The sequence below is a fragment of the Azospira sp. genome (assembly GCF_030247495.1).
Taxonomy (GTDB): domain Bacteria; phylum Pseudomonadota; class Gammaproteobacteria; order Burkholderiales; family Rhodocyclaceae; genus Azospira; species Azospira oryzae.
Genome location: NZ_JAOTRW010000004.1, coordinates 205,612 through 223,923, shown reverse-complemented (window position 1 = coordinate 223,923; position 18,312 = coordinate 205,612). Strand labels below are relative to the sequence as shown.

The following is an 18,312-nucleotide window of genomic DNA, read 5'->3' as shown; positions in this document are numbered from 1 at the left end:
GTCTGTGTTTCCCTCGTTGGGATGACCATTCTAGCGCGCTTCCCGGCTGCCGCAACAGGCCCCCGTAAGGGGCCGTCGGGCCGTCAGTTGCGGTAGAGGTCCGGGCGCGAGCCCTGGCGGTAGTGGCGGTCGGCCTCGCCGGGGCGCTCCAGCTGGTCCAGCAACCGGGCCAGTTCCAGGTGGGCATCGCGGCTTTCCTCCACCGAGAGGGAGGCTTCCAGGTAGTTCTGGGCCTTGCCCCACAGCTTCTGCTGCAGGCACAGCCGGCCCAGGGCCAGGAGCAGACCGGCATCCCGGGGGCGCTGCTTGAGCCAGCCCTCGGCCCGGGCGATGCGGGCGGTGAGTTCGCCGCCGTCGGCGTCGGCCACGGCCACCTGGCCGTAGATTTCCACCAGGTCCGAATTCCAGTCGTCCTCGTCGCACTTTTCCAGGGTGCTCTCCACCACCTTCAGGGCCTCAGCCTTGGCGTCCAGGCTGAGCAGGGCCCGGGCTACGGTGGCGGCCAGACGGGGGGAGCCTTCCCGGCTGGGGATGGTGCGCAGGTAGGCGAGCAGGGACGGGGCGTCTTCCTGGCGCTGCCGGATGTTTTCCCGGTGGGCCTTGAGGATGATTTCCCGGGCCTGTTCCGGCGCCATGGCGTCCCGTTTCTGCAGCTGGCGGGCCAGGCGCAGCACCTGTTCCCAGTCCTTGCGGCCCTGCTGGGCCTTCAGCTCCAGGCGCATGGCAGCGATGTGGCGGCCGGCGGTTTCCTGCAGCTGGCGCAGGGCATCGAGGGCGCCGCTGAAGTCCCGGGAGTCCAGGCGCATCTCGGCGGTCAGCATGAGGCGGGCCACCTTCAGGTTGTTGTCCCCTTCCGCATCCTTCAGCCACTGGCCTTCCTTGGCGTTTTCGCGCAGGGCGTGGGCGGCCCGGGCCGCCACCAGGGCGGAGAGACCGGGCACGTAACCGGCGCTGAAGGATTCCTCGGCCCGCTTCATGGACTGGCCGTAACGGCCCTCGAAGAAGTGGCGCAGGGCATCCTGCAGGGCGGCGGCAGCCTTGTCCTTGCTGCGCCGTTCGCGGAACTCGCTGACCCGGGCGGGCAGGCCCAGGGTCAGGGAGACCAGGCGCAGCAGGCCGTGCAGCACGGCGAAGGCGGCGATGAGGCCGATGATCAGCAGGTTGAGGGAGACTTCCAGACGCCAGGGCGGGAACACCACCAGCACGTAGCCGTCATTGACCCGGGCCGCCAGGGCCAGGCCGACGGCGGCGGCGAACAGGGCGAGAATCCAGAACAGGCCTCTCATTTGCGCTCCTTGGCCAGCTTCAGGGTCTTCAGGGCGTTGAGGCTGTCGTTGAGCAGGGGCAGCTCGATGACGATTTCGGTGCCGGCCAGCTGCTTGACGCTGGCGATGGCGGTCTGCACCGACTTGTCGTTGGTGTTGAAGTAGCGCTCCAGCCAGGCCTGGGACATCTTCAGCTCGCTGCGGAAGGTCCACTGGTCCCGGGAAAGCAGGGCCAGGCGGGCATTGAGCAGGCGCAGCTTGAGGTTCTCCCGCAGGAAGAAGCTCTGGGAGGGGGAGAGCAGGGCCGGTTCGGGGCGGTCGAAGCGTTGGATGCGCACCAGGCCCTTCACCTCGCTCCACAGGTCCAGGCCCAGGCGCTGCCAGAAGCCGCTGGCGGGCGTGCCGTCAGTCGCGGCTTCCTTGGCCTCCTTCTCGGGCTTGGGGCGCTCGTCGAAGGCCAGGGCCAGGGTGTCGGTGGCGACGATGATGTTTTCCAGGCGCAGGTTCATGCCGGAAACATCCACATAGGGCGCGGCACGCAGCTTTTCCAGATCCCGGTTGATGGTCTTGCGCAGGGCGGTGAACTGGGGCCGTTCGCTGCGGGAGAGGCGGGCGTCGGCGGCCTGCAGGGCCAGGATGGCGCCCTGCACGTTGCCGGCCAGCTGCAGCTGCTGGGCGGCCAGGGTGACGCTCTGCTCGATTTCGGCCAGGGCCGCTTCGTCCCGGTTGCGGGCCAGGTCCTGGTAGAGGTTTTCCAGGGCGGCCTGCTGGTTCTGGGATTCGGCCAGCTTGGCTTCCAGGGCCCCCAGCTTGGCCTGCAGACGGCCCACTTCCTCCTGGGACTGCTTGGCCACGCCCCGGGTTTCCTTGGACAGGCTGTCTGCGTCGGCCAGGCGCTTGGCCAGTTCCTGCTGCGTGTCGGAGAGCTTGATGCGGGTTTCCACCCACTGCCAGCCGGCCAGGCCCAGGGCCACCACGGCGACGCCGATCCAGGGATTGCGCCAGGCTTCCTGACGCGGCTTGGCCAGGGGCGGGGTGGGGGACGCCGCAGGCGTCGTCTCGGCAGGGGCAGGGCTCTCGTTGGGGGGCAGGGAGTCGTTCATGGCTGGGGCCGTGTTGTCTGAAGCGAATTATTGAGCCCAATTATAGGCGCATAAGCCGGCCAATAGGCCCTGGTCGGCAGGGGGCGTGAGGATGACCCGTTGCAGTCCCAGGTCCTTGGCCCCCTGGGCGATGCGCTCGTGGGGGACGAACAGGGGCGTTTGGGCCAGGCGGCGGCGGCCGTCTTCGTCCAGCAACTGCCACAGGTGGCGCAGGGCTTCGCTGGAGGAGATGATGATGGCATCAAGGCGGCCGGCGGTCCAGGCCTGTTCCAGGGCTGCAGTGCCCTGGCTCGGCGGGCGGCGGTGGTAGCAGGTGAGCACGTCCACCGTGGCGCCCCGGGCTTCCAGGGTTTCCCGCAGCAGCTCCCGGCCGCCATCGCCGCGCAGGATCAGCACCTTCTTGCCGGCCACGGCCTCGGCCTGGAATTCCGGCAGTTCCAGCAATGCCTCGGAGTCGAAACGTTCCCTGGGGGCGATGACCTGGCCCAGGCCGAAGCGGGCCCAGGCCTTTTCCGTGCCGGTGCCGACGCCGGCCGGGCGGGTGCCTGCCGGCCAGGGGCCGGCCGCCAGGAGAGTGGGCAGGGCGTGTTCCACCGCATTGGGACTGACGCAGAAGACGATGGCGTAGTCCGCCAGACGGGGGGCCACGGCCTGCAGCGGCGCCGGGTCGGCGGCCTCGATTTCCAGCAGGGGGTAGAGCAGGGGAGTGCCGCCGGCAGCGGCAATGGCCTGGGCCAGGCTGTCCGCCTGGGCCCGGGGCCGGGTGACGACGATGGTGCGGCCGGTCAGGGGCATGTCATTTTTGCCACAGAGGGCACAGAGAACACAGAGGGGAAAACCGAGAGGAGGGAATCCACGTCAGCGGCAACTCCTTGCCTTTGCTTTGCCCTCGTTTTTCTCTGCGTTCTCTATGCCCTCTGTGGCTAAGGGTTTTCAATCAGTGCTTGGCACAAGCCAGGGCGGCGAGGATTTCGCCGGCGCCCTTGGCCTTCAGGTCCTCGGCCAGCTGGCGGCCCAGGGCGGCGGCTTCCACCGGGGTGCCCCAGGCTTCGCCTTCCACCATCTGCTGGCCGTCCACGCTGGCGACGAAGCCCCGCAGCCAGACCTGGCCGTTTTTCATTTCGGCGTAGCCGCCCAGGGGAATCTGGCAGCTGCCGCCCAGGGCCCGGGAGAAGGCCCGCTCGGCGATGACGCAGGCGGCGGTGGTGGCGTCGTTGAGGGGCGCCACCCAGGCGGCGGCATCCAGGCGGTCGGCCCGCACCTCGATGCCCAGGGCGCCCTGGCCGGGGGCCGGCAGGGACTGCTCGGGGGTGAGCACGGAGCGGATGCGGTCTGAGAGGCCCAGGCGGATGAGGCCGGCGGCGGCCAGGATGATGGCGTCGTACTGGCCCTCGTCGAGCTTGCGCAGGCGGGTGTCCAGGTTGCCGCGCAGGCTGCGGATCTGCAGCTTGGGGTACTTGGCCCGCAGGATGGCTTCCCGGCGCAGGCTGGAGGTGCCGACCACGGCGCCTTCCGGCAGGTCTTCCAGGCCGCGGAACTTGTTGGAGACGAAGGCATCCCGGGGATTCTCCCGGGCGGAGATGGCCACCAGGGCGAAGCCCTCGGGCATGTCCATGGGCACGTCTTTCAGGGAGTGCACCGCCAGGTCGGCCCGGCCTTCTTCCATGGCCACTTCCAGTTCCTTGATGAAGAGGCCCTTGCCGCCGATGGTGGACAGGGGGCGGTCGAGGATCTGGTCGCCCTGGGTGGTCATGCCCAGGATGGAGACTTCGGCGCCGGCGTGGATCTCGGCTAGGCGGTCGCGCACGTGCTCGGCCTGCCACATGGCCAGGCGGGATTCCCGGGAGGCGATGACGATGCGGGAAGGAGTGGTGACATTAGCGGGCGTAGTGGTCAAAGCGGTCCCCGGAAAAGCGTGAAAATGCCGTGCGGCGGGTGGAAAAAAGTGGCGCCCATTCTAGCATGGGGGCGGGGCGCCACTTTGATGCGGCACAAAAGCGCCGTCCCCGGCGCGGCATCGGTGAAAACCCCCATAGGCGCCTCTGTTGCAGCGCAGTAATCTGGCCGGGTCATGACTCGCATCCAAGGAAAAACCGTGTCCCTGCACGCTCCCGCCCCTTCTGCCGACCTCTCTGCCGCCGCCGACAAGGACCAGCCCCTGCGGGAGGACATCCGCCTCCTGGGCCGCCTCCTCGGCGACACCGTGCGCGAACAGGAGGGCGGCGAGGCCTTCACCGCCGTCGAGACCATCCGCCAGATCGCCGTGCGCTTCGCCCGGGACCAGGAGCCGGCGGCCCGGGACGAGCTGGCCGCCATCCTCAACGGCCTGCCCCGGGACACCATGCTCTCCGTGGTGCGGGCCTTCACCTATTTCCTGCACTTCGCCAACATCGCCGAGGATCAGCACCACATCCGCCGCCGCCGCACCCATGAAATCGCCGGCTCCGAGGCGCGGGAAGGCAGTCTGGCCTACGCCCTGGAGCGCCTGGCCGAAGCCGGCGTCGGCGGCGAGGCCCTGGCCGAGGCTCTGGGTCATTCCCTGGTCTCCCCGGTGCTGACGGCCCACCCCACCGAAGTCAGCCGCAAGAGCATCCTGCACTGCCAGCGGGAGGTGGCCCGCCTGCTGGATACCCGGGACCGGGTGGCCATGACCCCGGAAGAGGCGGCCGACAACGACGCCGCCCTGCGCGCCGCCGTGCTCACCCTGTGGCGCACCCGCATGCTGCGGCCCAACCGGCTGGCGGTGGTGGACGAGGTGAAGAACGGCATCAGCTACTACGACGACACCTTCTTCGCCGAACTGCCCCGGCTCTATTGCCAGTTCGAGGACCAGCTGAAATCCCGCTTCCCGGACCAGTCCTGGGACCTGCCCAATTTCTTCCGCATCGGCAGCTGGATCGGCGGCGACCGGGACGGCAACCCCTTCGTTACCGCCGACATCCTCAAGGAAGCCCTGCGCCTGCAGTCGTCCGCCGCCCTGGATTTCTATCTCGACGAAATCCACGCCCTCGGCGCCGACCTGCCCCTGTCCCAGATGCTGCTGCCCGTGTCGGCGGAACTGGCGGCCCTGGCCGACCGCTCCCCGGACCGTTCCCCCCACCGGGCGGACGAAGCCTACCGGCGCGCCCTCACCGGCATCTATGCCCGCCTGGCCGCCACCTCCGAATCCCTGGACCGGCACCCGCCGCTGCGCCATGCCGTGGCCGAGAGCGCGCCGTATGACTCGTCCGCCGCCCTGGTGGCCGATCTCCAGGTGCTGGCCGCCTCCCTCGCCGCCCACGGCGCCGGCCTGCTGGCCCGGGGCCGCCTGCGCCGCCTGATCCGGGCGGTGCAGGTGTTCGGCTTCCACCTGGCCCCCATCGACCTGCGCCAGAACTCGGACGTGCACGAACGCAGCGTTGCCGAACTGCTGGCCTTGGCCGGACGCCTGCCTTCCGTCGCAGCCTATTCCGCCCTCGACGAAGCCGCCCGCATCGCCCTGCTGGCGGAGGAAATCGCCAGCCCCCGGCCCCTCTACTCGCCCTACCTGGCGTATTCGGAAGAGACGGCCGGCGAACTGGCCATCTTCTTCGCCGCCCGGGAACTGAAGGCCCGCTACGGCGACGCCGCCCTGCCCAACTGCATCATCTCCAAGACCGACGGCGCCTCCGATCTGCTGGAAGTGGCCCTGCTGGCCAAGGAGGCCGGGCTGCTGATTCCGGGTGCCCAACCGAAGCTGGCGGTAAACATCATTCCCCTGTTCGAGACCATCGACGACCTGCGCCGCTCCGCCCCGGTCATGGCCAGTCTCTTCGCCCTGCCGGCCTACCGGGCCCTGGTGGCCGCCCGGGGCGAGGAGCAGGAGGTGATGCTGGGCTATTCGGACAGCAACAAGGACGGCGGCTTCCTCACTTCCGGCTGGGAGCTGTACAAGGCCGAGATCGATCTGACCCGGGTCTTTGCCGCAGCGGGCGTGCGCCTGCGCCTCTTCCACGGCCGTGGCGGTTCCGTCGGCCGGGGCGGCGGCCCCAGCTACCAGGCCATCCTGGCCCAGCCCGCCGGCGCCGTCTCCGGCCAGATCCGCATCACCGAGCAGGGCGAGGTCATCGCCTCCAAGTACGCCAACCCGGAAGTGGGCCGGCGCAACCTGGAGATTCTCGCCGCCGCCACCCTGGAAGCCACCCTCACCGACCACGAAAACCGGGTGGAGCCGGCCCGGCCCTACCACGCCGTGCTCGACCGCCTTTCCCAGCTTGCCTTTGCCGCCTACCGGGGTCTGGTGTACGAGACCCCGGGCTTCACCACCTATTTCCGCGAATCGACGCCGGTTTCCGAGATCGCCAACCTCAACATCGGCAGCCGCCCGGCCTCGCGCAAGAAGTCGGAGGCCATCGAGGACCTGCGGGCCATTCCCTGGGTCTTCAGTTGGGCCCAGTGCCGCCTCATGCTGCCCGGCTGGTACGGCTTCGGCAGCGCCGTCGAGGCCTGGCTGGGCGAGCACCCGGAAGGGCGGGAGGCGGGTCTGGCCACCCTGCGCAAGATGTACCGCAACTGGCCCTTCTTCCGCACCCTGCTCTCCAACATGGACATGGTGCTGGCCAAGAGCGACATCGCCATCGCTTCCCGCTACGCCGAACTGGTGACCGATGCCGAGCTGCGCGCCGCCATCTTCGGCCGCATCAAGGCCGAGTGGGAGCGCACCCGGGAACTGCTGCTGGCCATCGAGGAACAGGCCGAACTGCTGGCGGACAACCCGCTCCTGAAGCGCTCCATCCGCAACCGCTTCCCCTACATGGACCCGCTGAATCACCTGCAGGTGGAACTGCTGCACCGCCACCGGGCCGGGGAGACGGACGAGCGCATCCGCCGCGGCATCCACCTCACCATCAACGGGGTGGCCGCCGGTCTGCGCAACAGCGGCTGATATTCCCTTTGAATGCTGTATAAGCAATAGATTTTACTAATCGTAATCTATTGTGCACTGCGGATTGACTGCAAATAAAGGCTCTCTATAGTGTCGGGCGAGATACGGTAAATACGATTTCATAATTCGTAATTTGTTGCGCCTGGCGGTGGTGCCAGGTGACAGTCGCTGGAAATAGGGGGGCGGGCCGCCAGGCCTTTCCCCCTTTTCTGTGCCATGGCCAGGGCAGCAAAAACCGACCTCGATCCAATCAAACACAACGCGAGGGAGTTTTTATGCAGCAGCAAGCACAGGTCATGGAGACCAAAATTGTCATGTCCGACCCCACCGCCCTGGGGGTGTTCGGCCTGGCCACCGTCACTTTCGTCGCCGCCTCCGCCAAACTGGGCTGGACCAGCGGCGTCACCTTCCTGATCCCCTGGGCCCTGTTCCTGGGCTCCATCGCCCAGATCTGGGCCTCCACCATCGACTTCAAGAAGAACAACTACTTCGGCGCCATCGTTCTCGGCGCCTACGGACTGTTCTGGATCGCCGTGGCCATGCACTGGGCCATCAGCCTGGGCTGGTTCGGTCCCCTGGACCCGGCCAAGGCCGATCCGCGCCAGTTCGCCTTCGCCTGTATCGCCTATTTCATCTTTTCCATCTTCATCATGGTGGCGGCTTTCGAGGCCAACAAGGTGTTTGCCGCCATCCTGGTGCTGATCAACGTGCTGCTGCCTTCCCTGGCCCTCTCCATGCTGGGCGTGGCCCCCGCCTTCTTCAGCGGTGCCGCCGCCTGGTCCGAACTGGCCATCGCCCTGCTGGGGTTCTATGCCGCCGGTTCCATCTTCATCAACAGCTACTTCGGCCGCACCCTGCTGCCCCTGGGCAAGCCCCTGGGCCTGATCCGCAAGGGCCCGGCCAAGTAGGCGCCACCATGGCAGCTTCCGCCCGGGCGGCGGGAGCGCCTGCCAGCGGGGCCGGCGAGGGCAACCTCCCCGGCCCCGTTCTTTTGCCATAAAAATATTCCAAAACAATCGTTGGGTCCGGAGCCGGCGCCTTCCTAGACTGGCTGCTGTCCGGCGGCCCTTTGCCGCCTCCCGTCTCCGGAGGCCCCATGCAGCAACCCACCACCCTCATCGCCCACCACGCCCGCTACCGGCCCGAACACCCGGCCGTGGTCTTCGCCGACGGCCGGCAGACCCGGCGCCTCACCTGGCGCCAGTTCCATCAGCGCGTCAATCGCCTGGCCAATGCCCTGCTGGCCCTGGGCATCAAGAAAGGGGACCGGGTGGCGACGGTGCTGCCCAACAGCCTGGAGCTGCTGGAAATCTACTGGGCGGTGCCGCGCATCGGCGCCGTGCTGGTGCCCCTCTCGCCCCTGCTCAACGCCGCCGGCCTCGGCAGCCTGCTGGCGGATGCGGGGGCGGCGGCGCTCTTCATCCACCCCGCTGCGGTGGCGGAAGTGGACGGCCTGGGCCAGGCCCTGCCCGCCCTGGCCCGGGAACGCATCGTGGTGGTGGGGGAGGGCGATCCCTCATCTGCCGCGCCCTTGGATTCCGGGACTTCCCCGGGCGACCATCCCGCCTATGCAGCCCTCACCGCAGCGGCTTCCGAGGACGAGCCGGCGGTGCCCCACCCCGCCGGCGACGACATCTTCGCCATCATGTATTCCAGCGGCACCACGGGCCAGCCCAAGGGCATCCTGCAGTCCCACGCCTGCCGCGCCGCCTATTGCACCCTGCTGGCCTCCACCTGGCGCATGACTCCGGAGTCGGTGGTGCTGCACAGCGGCGGCATCGTCTTCAACGGCGCCCTGCTGACCATGTTCCCCGCCTTCTACCTGGGGGCCACCTATGTCCTGGCCGGGGCCTTCGATGCGGCCCTGGCCATCGACCTGATTGCGCAGGAAAAGGTGACTCACACGGTGGTGGTGCCCTCCCAGATCGTCGCCATCCTGGACCACCCGGATTTCGCCGCGGAGAAGCTGGCCAGCATCGAGACCTTCCTCTCCGTCGGCGCCCCCCTGCTGCAGGAGCGCAAGCAGGCTTTGAACCGGCTCCTGCCCAACCGCTTCTACGAGCTGTACGGCCTCACCGAAGGCTTCATCACCGTGCTCGACCGCAGCCAGTCCCTGCGCAAGCCTCTCTCGGTGGGCACCCCGCCCCAGTTCTACGAGCTGCGCATCGTCGGCGAGGACGGCCGCGACCTGCCCCCCGGCGCAGTGGGGGAGGTGGTGGGCAAGGGGCCCATCCTCATGAGCGGCTACTTCAACCGGCCCGAGCTGACGGCCCAGACCCTCAAGGACGGCTGGCTGCATACCGGCGACCTGGGCTACCGGGACGAGGAGGGCTACCTGCACCTGGTGGACCGCAAGAAGGACATGATCGATTCCGGCGGGGTCAAGGTGTACCCCAAGGACATCGAGGAGGTGGCCGCCCGCCACCCGGCGGTGCGGGAGGTTGCGGTGTTCGGCATTCCCCACGACAAATGGGGCGAGACGCCCCATGCCGCCATCGTCCTGCGGCAGCCGGCGGCGGCGAGCCCGACGGAACTGCGGGACTGGGTGAACGAGCGGGTGGCGGCCAAGTACCAGCGCCTGCATTCGGTGGAGATCGTCCCCGACTTTCCGCGCAACGCCGCCGGCAAGACCTTGAAGCGCACCCTGCGGGACCCCTGGTGGGCCGGGCGGGAGCGGCAGATCTAGGGACAGGCGCGGAGCCACCAGGGTGGGTGGCTGCAAACCTAGAAGGGACGGCCATCTCCGCCATGCCATGCCGGAGATGGCCGTCCCTTCTGCCTCGTGGCAGGGCTTGTGTTCGGCGGCCGGCGCCCCCATTTCCTCCGGCATTGCTTGATGACGTTCTGTGTCGTCGTTGTAACACCTTGTAAGGTCAGGCGCATGGCGGCGGATTTTCGGTAGTCTTCTGCCGTGCCCCAACTTTTGGAGGATATAAGACCATGACCAAAATCCCCTTCCGTCCCCTGCCGTTCCGTCTTTCCCGCAGCGTCGCCGCCTTCGCCGCCGGCGGCCTGCTGGCCTTCGTCGCCGCCCAGGCCGACCTGTCCCTGATCTCCCGCTCCAACGCCGCCCCCGCCACGGTTGCCGCCGCCTCCGCCGCGGCCGTCCCAGGGCCCGCCGCCGGCGCGCCCCTGGCCGCCCTGCCGGACTTTTCCGCCCTGGTGGAGCAGGTGGGTTCGGCGGTGGTGAACATCTCCACCGTGACCCTGGCCAAGAACAGCAACGTCAGCGGCATCAATCCCAACGACCCCTTCTACGACTTCCTGCGCCGCTTCGGCATCGCCCCCGGCATGGGCTCCCAGCAGCCCCAGGAAAGCCGCGGCATCGGCTCCGGCTTCATCGTCAGCGCCGACGGCTACGTGCTGACCAACGCCCACGTGGTGGCCGATGCCGACGAGGTGGCGGTGAAGCTCACCGACAAGCGGGAATTCAAGGCCAAGGTGGTGGGCATCGACCGCCGCAGCGACGTGGCCCTGATCAAGATCGCCGCCAGCAACCTGCCCACGGTGCGCATCGGCAGCCCGGACCGCCTCAAGGTGGGCGAGTGGGTGGCCGCCATCGGCGCCCCCTTCGGCTTCGAGAATTCCGTCACTGCCGGCATCGTCAGCGCCAAGTCCCGGGCCCTGCCTGACGAGACCTACGTGCCCTTCATCCAGACCGACGTGGCCATCAACCCGGGCAACTCCGGCGGCCCCCTGTTCAACCTCAAGGGCGAGGTGGTGGGCATCAACTCCCAGATCTACAGCCGTTCCGGTGGCTACCAGGGCATCTCCTTCGCCATCCCCATCGACGTCGCCATGAAGGTCAAGGACCAGCTGCAGAAGACCGGCAAGGTGCAGCGCGGCCGCCTCGGCGTCACCATGCAGCCGGTGACCAAGGAACTGGCCGAGTCCTTCGGCCTGGCCAAGCCCGTGGGCGCCCTGGTGACCGGGGTGGACCGCAGCAGCCCGGCGGACAAGGCCGGCCTGCAGCCGGGCGACGTCATCATCGCCCTGGACGGCGTGCCCATCGAGGAGGCCACCGACCTGCCGCGCAAGGTGGGCGACAGCGCTCCCGGCACCAAGCTTGGCCTCACCGTGCTGCGGGACGGCAAGCGCCTGGAGAAGCAGGCCGTGCTGGCCGCCATGCCCAGCGAGACGGCGCCCCAGGCCCGGGGCGAGAGCGCCGGCGGCGGCCGCGTCGGCCTCGCCGTGCGTTCCCTCTCCCGGGAAGAGGCGGCGGCCCTGGGCAGCAGCGGCGTGGTGGTGGTGGGGGTGAACGGCCCCGCCGCCCGGGCCGGCCTGCAGGAAGGGGACGTGGTGCTGGCGGTGAACAACGCCCGGGTCTCCTCCCCGGCCCAGCTCAAGGAACTGCTGGACCAGGCCGGCAAGCGCTTCGCCCTGCTCATCCAGCGGGAGGATGCCCGCCTCTACGTGCCGGTGCGCACCGACTGAGGCCGCCGGCTTCTACTCCCCGCGGGGCCCGGGCTATAGTGACAAGCCCGGGCCCTTTTTCTTGGCCCCAACCCTAATTCCCCGCTGCCTCCGGAGCCGCCCATGGACCTTGCCCAGCTGACCGATGCCCTGCAACGGGACGCCGCCTGGGTGGTCTTCCTCAACGTGCTGCTGCAGCAACTGGGGCTGCCGGTGCCGGCGGTGCCGACCCTGCTGCTGGCCGGCAGCCTGGCCGCCTCGCCCCTGCACGGTATGCAATTGCTGGCCGCCGCCGTGCTGGCCTCGGTCCTGGCGGACTGGGTGTGGTATCTGGCCGGACGCAGCTTCGGCTACCGGGTCCTGGCCGGCCTCTGCCGCCTCTCCATCAACCCGGGCTCCTGCGTCAGCGCCACGGAAGCCCGCTTCACCCGCTGGGGCGCCTGGTCCCTGGTGCTGGCCAAGTTCATCCCCGGCTTTTCCACCGTGGCCCCGCCCATCGCCGGCTCCCTGCGCCTGGCCCTGCCGTCCTTCCTCGCCGCCGCCGCCCTGGGGGCGGCCCTGTGGGCCGGCGGCGCCATCCTGGCCGGCTGGTGGCTGCGGGGCGAACTGCAGCAGGTGCTGGCCCGCCTGCAGGGCAACGGGAACCTGGCCCTGACGCTGCTGCTGGCCCTGCTGGGCCTGTGGCTGGGCTGGAAGTTCTGGCAGAAATACCGTTTCGAGAAGCTGTCCGCCATTCCCCACCTCACCCCGGCGGAGCTGGCCGATGCCCTGCAGTCCGCCGCGCCGCCCCTGTTCCTCGACCTGCGCGGCGAGGCCATGATCCGGGAGACGGGCCTCCTCCCCGGCGCCACCGCCGCCACCCTGGAGGACCTGGCGGAGCGGGCCGCCCACTGGCCCCGGGAGGCCCTGGTGGCGACCCTGTGCAACTGCCCCGCCGATGCCAGCGCCGTGCAGGCCGCCCGCCGCCTGATGGCCCTGGGCTACCGCAACGTGCGCCCGGTGCGGGGCGGCTACGAGGCCTGGCTCGCCCTGCAGGCCGGAGGTGGCGCCATGGCGGCCGTCGCCGATGAGGCTTCCAGCGGCGGCCTCTCCCGCCCATAATCGCCCCAGGCCATGACGTCGTATTGCCGTCGTGGTCATCCATAACGATTCAGGGAGAACATCATGCTGCTCGTCTACATCTACGTTTTCTGGTTGCTCTTCATCGTCACCATGGCCGGCAAGGCCGCCTGGCCCAAACTGACCACGGTGCCCCGGGTGCTGATCGCCCCCGCCGCCCTGGTGGCCCTGTTCCTCGACGTCTTCTTCAACATCTTCATCGCCACCATCCTCTTCCTCGACCTGCCCCGGGAATGGACCTTCACCCAGCGCCTGGAACGCTACAAGCCTGACCAGAGCTGGCGCGGCCGTCTGGCCCGCTGGATCTGCAGCAACCTGCTCGACCCCTTCCAGGTGGGCGGTCACTGCCATTGAGAGGGGGCGGGGCCGGTAGAATGGCGCACACAAGAATCAGGAGACGCCCATGACCCAAGCCCCGTCCGCCAAGCCCGACCACCAGCGCCCGGAACTGCCCGACTTCTGGGACAAGCGCTTTGCCGCCGGCGCCACGCCCTGGGACCACGGCAGCGCCCCGGCGGAACTGGAGGCCCTGCTGCCGCCCCCCGCCTGCGCCACGCCGCCGCGCATCCTGGTGCCCGGCTGCGGCCACGCCCGGGAGGCCGCCTGGCTCGACCAGCGCGGCTGGGCGGTGACGGCCCTGGACTTTGCCCCCGCCGCCATCGCCGCCGCCCGGGAAGTCCTCGGCGAGTGGGGCGGCGAACTGCGCTGCGCCGACTTTTTCGATTTCCCCGTGGAAGCGCCCTACGACGTGGTGTACGAACGGGCCTTCCTCTGCGCCCTGCCGCGCAAGCTGTGGCCCGGCTACGGCCCCCGGGCGGCCGAACTGGTGCGCCCCGGCGGCTATCTGGCCGGCTTCTTCTTTTTCAGCGACGAGCCCAAGGGGCCCCCCTTCGGCATCGGTGCGGCGGCGCAGGAGGCACTGCTGTCCCCCTGGTTCGAGCGCATGGTCGACGTGCCCGCCCAGGCGCCCATCCCGGTCTTCGCCGGCGGCGAGCGCTGGCAGGTGTGGCGCCGCCGCTAGCCTTCGCTGCCACTCTTTGCCGCCGGGTCGCCGGCGCCCCTTTTTGACTAGGATCAGGGCGGGCGCCGTATACCCGAGTAATCTGCTTGGTTATGAACGGGCCGGTCCCGTCGTTTCCGGTGAATCCCCATGGCCAAGAAATTCCCCCTCCATCCCAAGCACCCCGAGCGCATCTGCTGGGGCTGCGACAAGTATTGCTCCACGGACAACCTGCAATGCGGCAACGGCTCCAGCCGCACCCAGCATCCGATGGAGCTGCTGGGGGAGGATTGGTATGAGCATGGGGATTGGGGGATTGAGGTGGACAAGGGGGAGGATGATCCCTCTGCCCCGAGATCGGGTTCTGGTCCGGCGGCTTGAGGTTTGGGGATTGGTTGGGCGTGGTTTGTTTGTGGGGAGGTGTTCGTTTTGACGGGGCAGAACAACCGGGATGAGGTGGGATAAATCGGGAGAATCCGGGACAGGGAGCGGGTTTCAGCGCGGCGGGCTCCAAAATCGCGCACCGCTAAGAAATGAGCAAAAACGAGCGGCGCCCGGTAAGTTTTGCGCGGGAATTGTCGGGAAGTAACCGGGGAGTGGTCAGAACCGGCGGCCGGCCCATACAACGCGCCCAACGATGCACACTTCCGAGCCCTCTAAGTCGGCCCGTGTGAGCTGCCATGGGGCGAAGGCTGCGTTATCGCTGGAGATATTCAGTATGCCGCCCGGCATCGCCTGAACACGCTTAACCAGGAGCATCCCATCCATGCGCAGGATGTAGATGCCCTCACGGTCTGGCCGGGTGGCGCTGTGATCGATCAGGATCACGTCGCCAGAGCGGAGCGTCGGCTCCATGGAATCCCCTGAAACCCTTATCAGGCGCAGGTCTTCAGGCCTGGTGCCCAACTCAAAGCGTATCCAATCCTCTTTGAACATCAGGGCATCGTCAGGGGCCTCATGCTCCACCACGGCACCATGGCCAGCTGCTGCGCGGACGCCGTTGTAGAGCGGGACCGCTACATAACCTTCATTCGGCGGAGGAGCGCCTCGCTCCTCATTCCCCTCGGCCCGCAGCATTTCTCCGTCTCCGGTGAGTAGCCAGTTCACGTTTATTCCCAGACTGGCCAACCCTGTCAGAGCATCTCCCCCCGGAACACTCCTGCCATCTTCATATCCCTGATACCCCCGAGCGGACACGCCAGATTTTGCTGCAATCTCCCTTTGGGAAAGCCCAAGGGCAGCCCGTGCAGCCTTTAGCCTGTCAGAGATCATCATCGCGCACCACTTTCGGAGATCAAGATGTGCACAGAAGCTGTGCACGTCACATGGCGCACAACTTCCGCAAAACCCGCTCTACAAGATGATTTCAGCGGTACGTGCATAGAAAAATGACCTCTCCAAAGCTGTGCACAGAAAAATACTGCGTCAACTGCGTTGACAGCAGAACAATAGTTCTGTGTAATGCCATCCATCGCACAACCACAACGCGGTGCAAAACATGGCAACGAACTGCAATAAAAATACCAGTCAAGACTGGCACCCTGCTGACATCAAAGCCGCCCTTCACAAGGCGGGTAAAACCCTTACGAGCATCGCTGCCGAACATGGACTAACCAGCAGTTCAACGTTTTCGGCCGCGCTTGTGCGTAGCTATCCCCTCAATGAGAAACGGATCGCCGACGCCCTGGGACTGCACCCTAAGGAAATCTGGCCGAGCCGGTACAACGAAGACGGAACCCGGAAGCCCCAAGGATTCCAAGTTTTGCAGCAAAAGAAGTGTACCCGAGCCGTTACCAGGCGCAATGGCAATGCACGTAAGGCTGCGTGAACATGCCACGCCGGCCTGCTGACAACCTGACCATGGACCTATTCGAGGTGCCAACGCCGGTTTTCCCCCGGCCCGGAGCCCTTCTTATCGGTCAGCAGCTGCGGAGCCTGATCTCCGATCTGCTCAAGGCCTCGCCTCTTAACCGCTACGAAGTGGCGGCAAGGATGTCCGAGTTAGTCGGCCACGAAATCACCAAGAACCAACTGGACTCCTGGACTGCCGAGAGCCGCGACGGCTGGCGATTTCCCCTGGAATACATGCCGGCTCTGGAAGTCGTCCTGGAAACCCATGCCATTACCGCCTGGTTGGCTGACCTGCGAGGCGCCCGCCTTTCCGTAGGCCGGGAAGCCTTGGAAGCCCAACTCGGCAAGGTTAGCCGGATGAAGGACGAGCTTGCCCAGCAGGAAAAGACCCTCAAGAGACTGTTGGGGGAAAGCGCATGAACGCCCCCACACCTATAACTCAGACGTTCGCTGTGGCTGACATTGCCCACGCCATGGGCCTGCACAGAACCAACGTTCTCCGGCGCGCAGAGAAAGAGGGCTGGCCCTTTGAGGAAAGAACGGGGCGCGGCGGGACCAAGCGCCTCTATCCCCTGAATCAGCTCCCCGCCGACGTGCGCAAGGCCGTCCAGAGCAAGGTCATGGACAAGGTTCTCCAGGATGCCGGCTCCTTTTTGCCGGCCACTGCCGGGGGAGTCCTCCCCCTTGCTTCCCCGGCGGTGCCTTTTTCTTTACTGACCGATACCCAGCGCCTGGAACGGGACGCCCGCAACGGTGTTCGCCTGGCCATCGAGCGCCTGCAGGGCGAATCCAGGTGCAGCCTGGAGGCGGCCATCGTTACCCTGCTGACCAATGCCGGCTCCGGACGTCTGGACTCCACCCTGGATGCCATGCTGCGGCTGGCCAAGGACAAGCGGGGCCGCAAGAGCGAAAGCCCCTATCCCTCCGCCCGCACCCTGCAGCGCTGGCTGGCCGCCCAAGACCTCACCCCCAAGGTGCCGGTCAAGGACATGTCCGTGCCCGAGTGGGCGCCGGCCTTCCTCTCCTACTACCAGCGCCCCCAGAAGCCATCCGTGGCCGAGGCCTACAAGGACTTCTGCAAGGAAGTGAAGCGGGACGATCTGCCCAGCATCCACCAGGTGCGCCGCTTCCTCGACAAGATGGGTGCCGTCACCCGGGAACGGGGCCGCATGGGTGACCGTGAGCTGAAGAACATCCAGCCCTTCGTGCGCCGGGCCTTCGACAAGCTGCTGCCCAACGATGTCTGGACGGCGGACGGCCATTGCTTCGACGCCGAAGTGCAGCACCCCTACCACGGCCGCCCCTTCCGGCCGGAAGTCACCTCAATTGCCGACGTCGGCACCCGCCGCATTGTCGGGTACTCCATCGGCCTGGCAGAAGGCGCTCTGGTGGTGGTGGAAGCCCTGGCCGACGCCGGCCGCAGTAACGGTCTGCCGGCCATCTTCTACGTCGATAACGGTTCCGGTTACGACAACGACCTGATCAAGGACGAAGGCGTAGGCCTCAAGGGGCGCCTGGGCTTCCAGGTCTGCCACTCCCTGCCCTACAACTCCCAGGCCCGGGGCGTCATTGAGCGCCTGCACAAGACCGTCTGGGTGAGTGCGGCCCAGAAGCTCGAAAGCTACATGGGCGCCAAGATGGACCGTGAAGCCAAGCTGGCCATCTTCAAGATCACCCGCAAGGCCATCAAGAACGGCGGCGCCATACCCCTGATCGGCTGGGCCGACTTCATCGCCTTCTGCAACGAGCGCATCGCCGAGTACAACGACCGCCCCCACCGCAGCCTGCCCAAGATCACAGACGCTGCCGGCAAGCGGCGGCACATGAGCCCCAACGAAATGCTGGCCCAGCACCGGGCGGCAGGCTGGGAGCCTCTGATGCTGACCGGAGACGAAGCCGAGACGCTGTACCGCCCTCGGGTGGCTCGGGTCGCACAGCGCGGCGAGGTCGCCTTCGGCGGCTACCGTTACTTCTCCCGCGACCTCACCGAGTTCCACGGCGACACCGTGCAAGTGGCCTACGACATCCACAACGCCCAGTGGGTCTGGGTCTATGACGAAGACGGCCGCCTGATCTGCAAGGCCGAGTGGAACGCCAACAGCGCCGACTACTTCCCCATGTCCCAGGTCGAGCAGGCCCGGGAGCGCCGGGCCGACGCCCGCCTGCAGCGCCTGGATGCCAAGCGGGAAGAGATCGAACTGGAGCGCCGTGGTCGCCCCGCCCTGGAGCAGGCCGAGAGCATCGTTATCCCCGGCCTGGGCACCATCGACCGGGCGGCCATCGAGAGCGTGTCCGTGCGGATCGAAGAGCCCGTCTCGGCCCTGCCGCCCGACCTGGCCGCCTTCGTTGCCCGCCGTAACGCCACCCAGCCGGCAACCGTTACCGAACCCGCCCAGGAACAGCCCATCGAGCCCGCGCCGGAGCCGGCCGTGGCCCAGCTGCGCAAGTGCCGCACCCAGTTCCCGCCGGAAACCAACTACCGCGAATGGAAAAACCTGGAAGCCGCAGTCCTGGAAGGCAAGGCCATTGAAGACGCCGCCGATGCCCGGTGGTTCGTCACCTACCCGCAGACCGCCCAGTTCCGGGCCATGCAGAAAAGATTTGAGCCGGAGCGCGCCAACGCTTCGGCTCAAGGAGTGCCGGCCCGGTGAGGCCGGA

Annotated in this window: 16 protein-coding genes and 1 pseudogene; 11 read left to right on the top strand and 6 right to left on the bottom strand. The window is 67.5% G+C overall.

Features of this window, described 5'->3' with window-relative positions; translation table 11 throughout:
* Positions 1–83 precede the first annotated feature (83 nt).
* The 4 genes from OEL49_RS07020 to hemC form a co-directional block, all read right to left on the bottom strand.
* On the bottom strand, positions 84–1,286 hold the full coding sequence (locus OEL49_RS07020; RefSeq protein WP_014236687.1) for a heme biosynthesis HemY N-terminal domain-containing protein: 1,203 nt from the start codon (positions 1,284–1,286) through the stop codon (positions 84–86).
* Positions 1,283–2,368, bottom strand: a complete 1,086-nt coding sequence (locus OEL49_RS07015; RefSeq protein WP_287874308.1) for a uroporphyrinogen-III C-methyltransferase — start codon at positions 2,366–2,368, stop codon at positions 1,283–1,285. Before OEL49_RS07015 ends, OEL49_RS07020 begins: the two co-directional genes overlap by 4 nt.
* Positions 2,369–2,395: 27 nt before the next feature.
* Entirely contained in the window at positions 2,396–3,163 is a 768-nt protein-coding gene (locus OEL49_RS07010) for a uroporphyrinogen-III synthase (protein ID WP_014236689.1), read from the bottom strand.
* A 142-nt stretch (positions 3,164–3,305) separates the two neighbouring features.
* On the bottom strand, positions 3,306–4,265 hold the full coding sequence (gene hemC, locus OEL49_RS07005; protein WP_014236690.1) for a hydroxymethylbilane synthase: 960 nt from the start codon (positions 4,263–4,265) through the stop codon (positions 3,306–3,308).
* A gap of 198 nt (positions 4,266–4,463) precedes the next feature.
* Here hemC and ppc point away from each other — a divergent pair, with 198 nt between their 5' ends.
* The 8 genes from ppc to OEL49_RS06965 all read left to right on the top strand — a co-directional run bounded on the left by ppc (position 4,464) and on the right by OEL49_RS06965 (position 14,184).
* Positions 4,464–7,271 (top strand): phosphoenolpyruvate carboxylase, encoded by a 2,808-nt coding sequence (ppc, locus tag OEL49_RS07000; protein WP_287874307.1) that lies wholly within the window; start codon positions 4,464–4,466, stop codon positions 7,269–7,271.
* Between the two features lie 296 nt (positions 7,272–7,567).
* Entirely contained in the window at positions 7,568–8,179 is a 612-nt protein-coding gene (locus OEL49_RS06995; protein WP_287874306.1) for an acetate uptake transporter, read from the top strand.
* A 188-nt stretch (positions 8,180–8,367) separates the two neighbouring features.
* Positions 8,368–9,957 (top strand): class I adenylate-forming enzyme family protein, encoded by a 1,590-nt coding sequence (locus OEL49_RS06990; RefSeq protein ID WP_287874305.1) that lies wholly within the window; start codon positions 8,368–8,370, stop codon positions 9,955–9,957.
* Between the two features lie 254 nt (positions 9,958–10,211).
* The gene (locus OEL49_RS06985) at positions 10,212–11,705 is read left to right on the top strand and encodes a DegQ family serine endoprotease (protein ID WP_287874304.1); all 1,494 of its coding nucleotides are present in this window, start codon (positions 10,212–10,214) and stop codon (positions 11,703–11,705) included.
* A 102-nt stretch (positions 11,706–11,807) separates the two neighbouring features.
* Entirely contained in the window at positions 11,808–12,785 is a 978-nt protein-coding gene (locus OEL49_RS06980) for a VTT domain-containing protein (protein ID WP_287874303.1), read from the top strand.
* 63 nt (positions 12,786–12,848) lie between these two features.
* Positions 12,849–13,157 (top strand): hypothetical protein, encoded by a 309-nt coding sequence (locus OEL49_RS06975; protein ID WP_014236696.1) that lies wholly within the window; start codon positions 12,849–12,851, stop codon positions 13,155–13,157.
* A gap of 49 nt (positions 13,158–13,206) precedes the next feature.
* Positions 13,207–13,824, top strand: coding sequence for a methyltransferase domain-containing protein (locus tag OEL49_RS06970; protein WP_287874302.1), 618 nt, complete (start codon positions 13,207–13,209; stop codon positions 13,822–13,824).
* A gap of 129 nt (positions 13,825–13,953) precedes the next feature.
* Positions 13,954–14,184: a DUF3079 domain-containing protein gene (locus OEL49_RS06965; RefSeq protein WP_287874301.1), complete on the top strand. Its 231-nt coding sequence runs from the start codon at positions 13,954–13,956 to the stop codon at positions 14,182–14,184.
* 219 nt (positions 14,185–14,403) lie between these two features.
* Here OEL49_RS06965 and OEL49_RS06960 read toward each other — a convergent pair whose 3' ends face one another.
* Positions 14,404–14,910 carry a helix-turn-helix transcriptional regulator gene (locus OEL49_RS06960; RefSeq protein WP_331489251.1) on the bottom strand — a complete coding sequence of 169 codons (507 nt, stop codon included), beginning with the start codon at positions 14,908–14,910 and terminating at the stop codon, positions 14,404–14,406.
* 24 nt (positions 14,911–14,934) lie between these two features.
* A pseudogene (locus OEL49_RS17400) lies at positions 14,935–15,075 on the bottom strand (helix-turn-helix domain-containing protein); the annotation flags it as partial.
* A 226-nt stretch (positions 15,076–15,301) separates the two neighbouring features.
* Between OEL49_RS17400 and OEL49_RS17370 the strand changes: the two are divergent.
* The 3 genes from OEL49_RS17370 (at position 15,302) to OEL49_RS06950 (ending at position 18,305) form a co-directional block, all read left to right on the top strand.
* Positions 15,302–15,631 carry a helix-turn-helix transcriptional regulator gene (locus OEL49_RS17370; RefSeq protein ID WP_349254606.1) on the top strand — a complete coding sequence of 110 codons (330 nt, stop codon included), beginning with the start codon at positions 15,302–15,304 and terminating at the stop codon, positions 15,629–15,631.
* 32 nt (positions 15,632–15,663) lie between these two features.
* A complete protein-coding gene (locus OEL49_RS06955; RefSeq protein WP_287874300.1) occupies positions 15,664–16,074 on the top strand; it encodes a hypothetical protein in 411 nt (136 codons plus the stop codon).
* 200 nt (positions 16,075–16,274) lie between these two features.
* Entirely contained in the window at positions 16,275–18,305 is a 2,031-nt protein-coding gene (locus tag OEL49_RS06950) for a Mu transposase C-terminal domain-containing protein (RefSeq protein ID WP_287874299.1), read from the top strand.
* Positions 18,306–18,312: the final 7 nt, after the last annotated feature.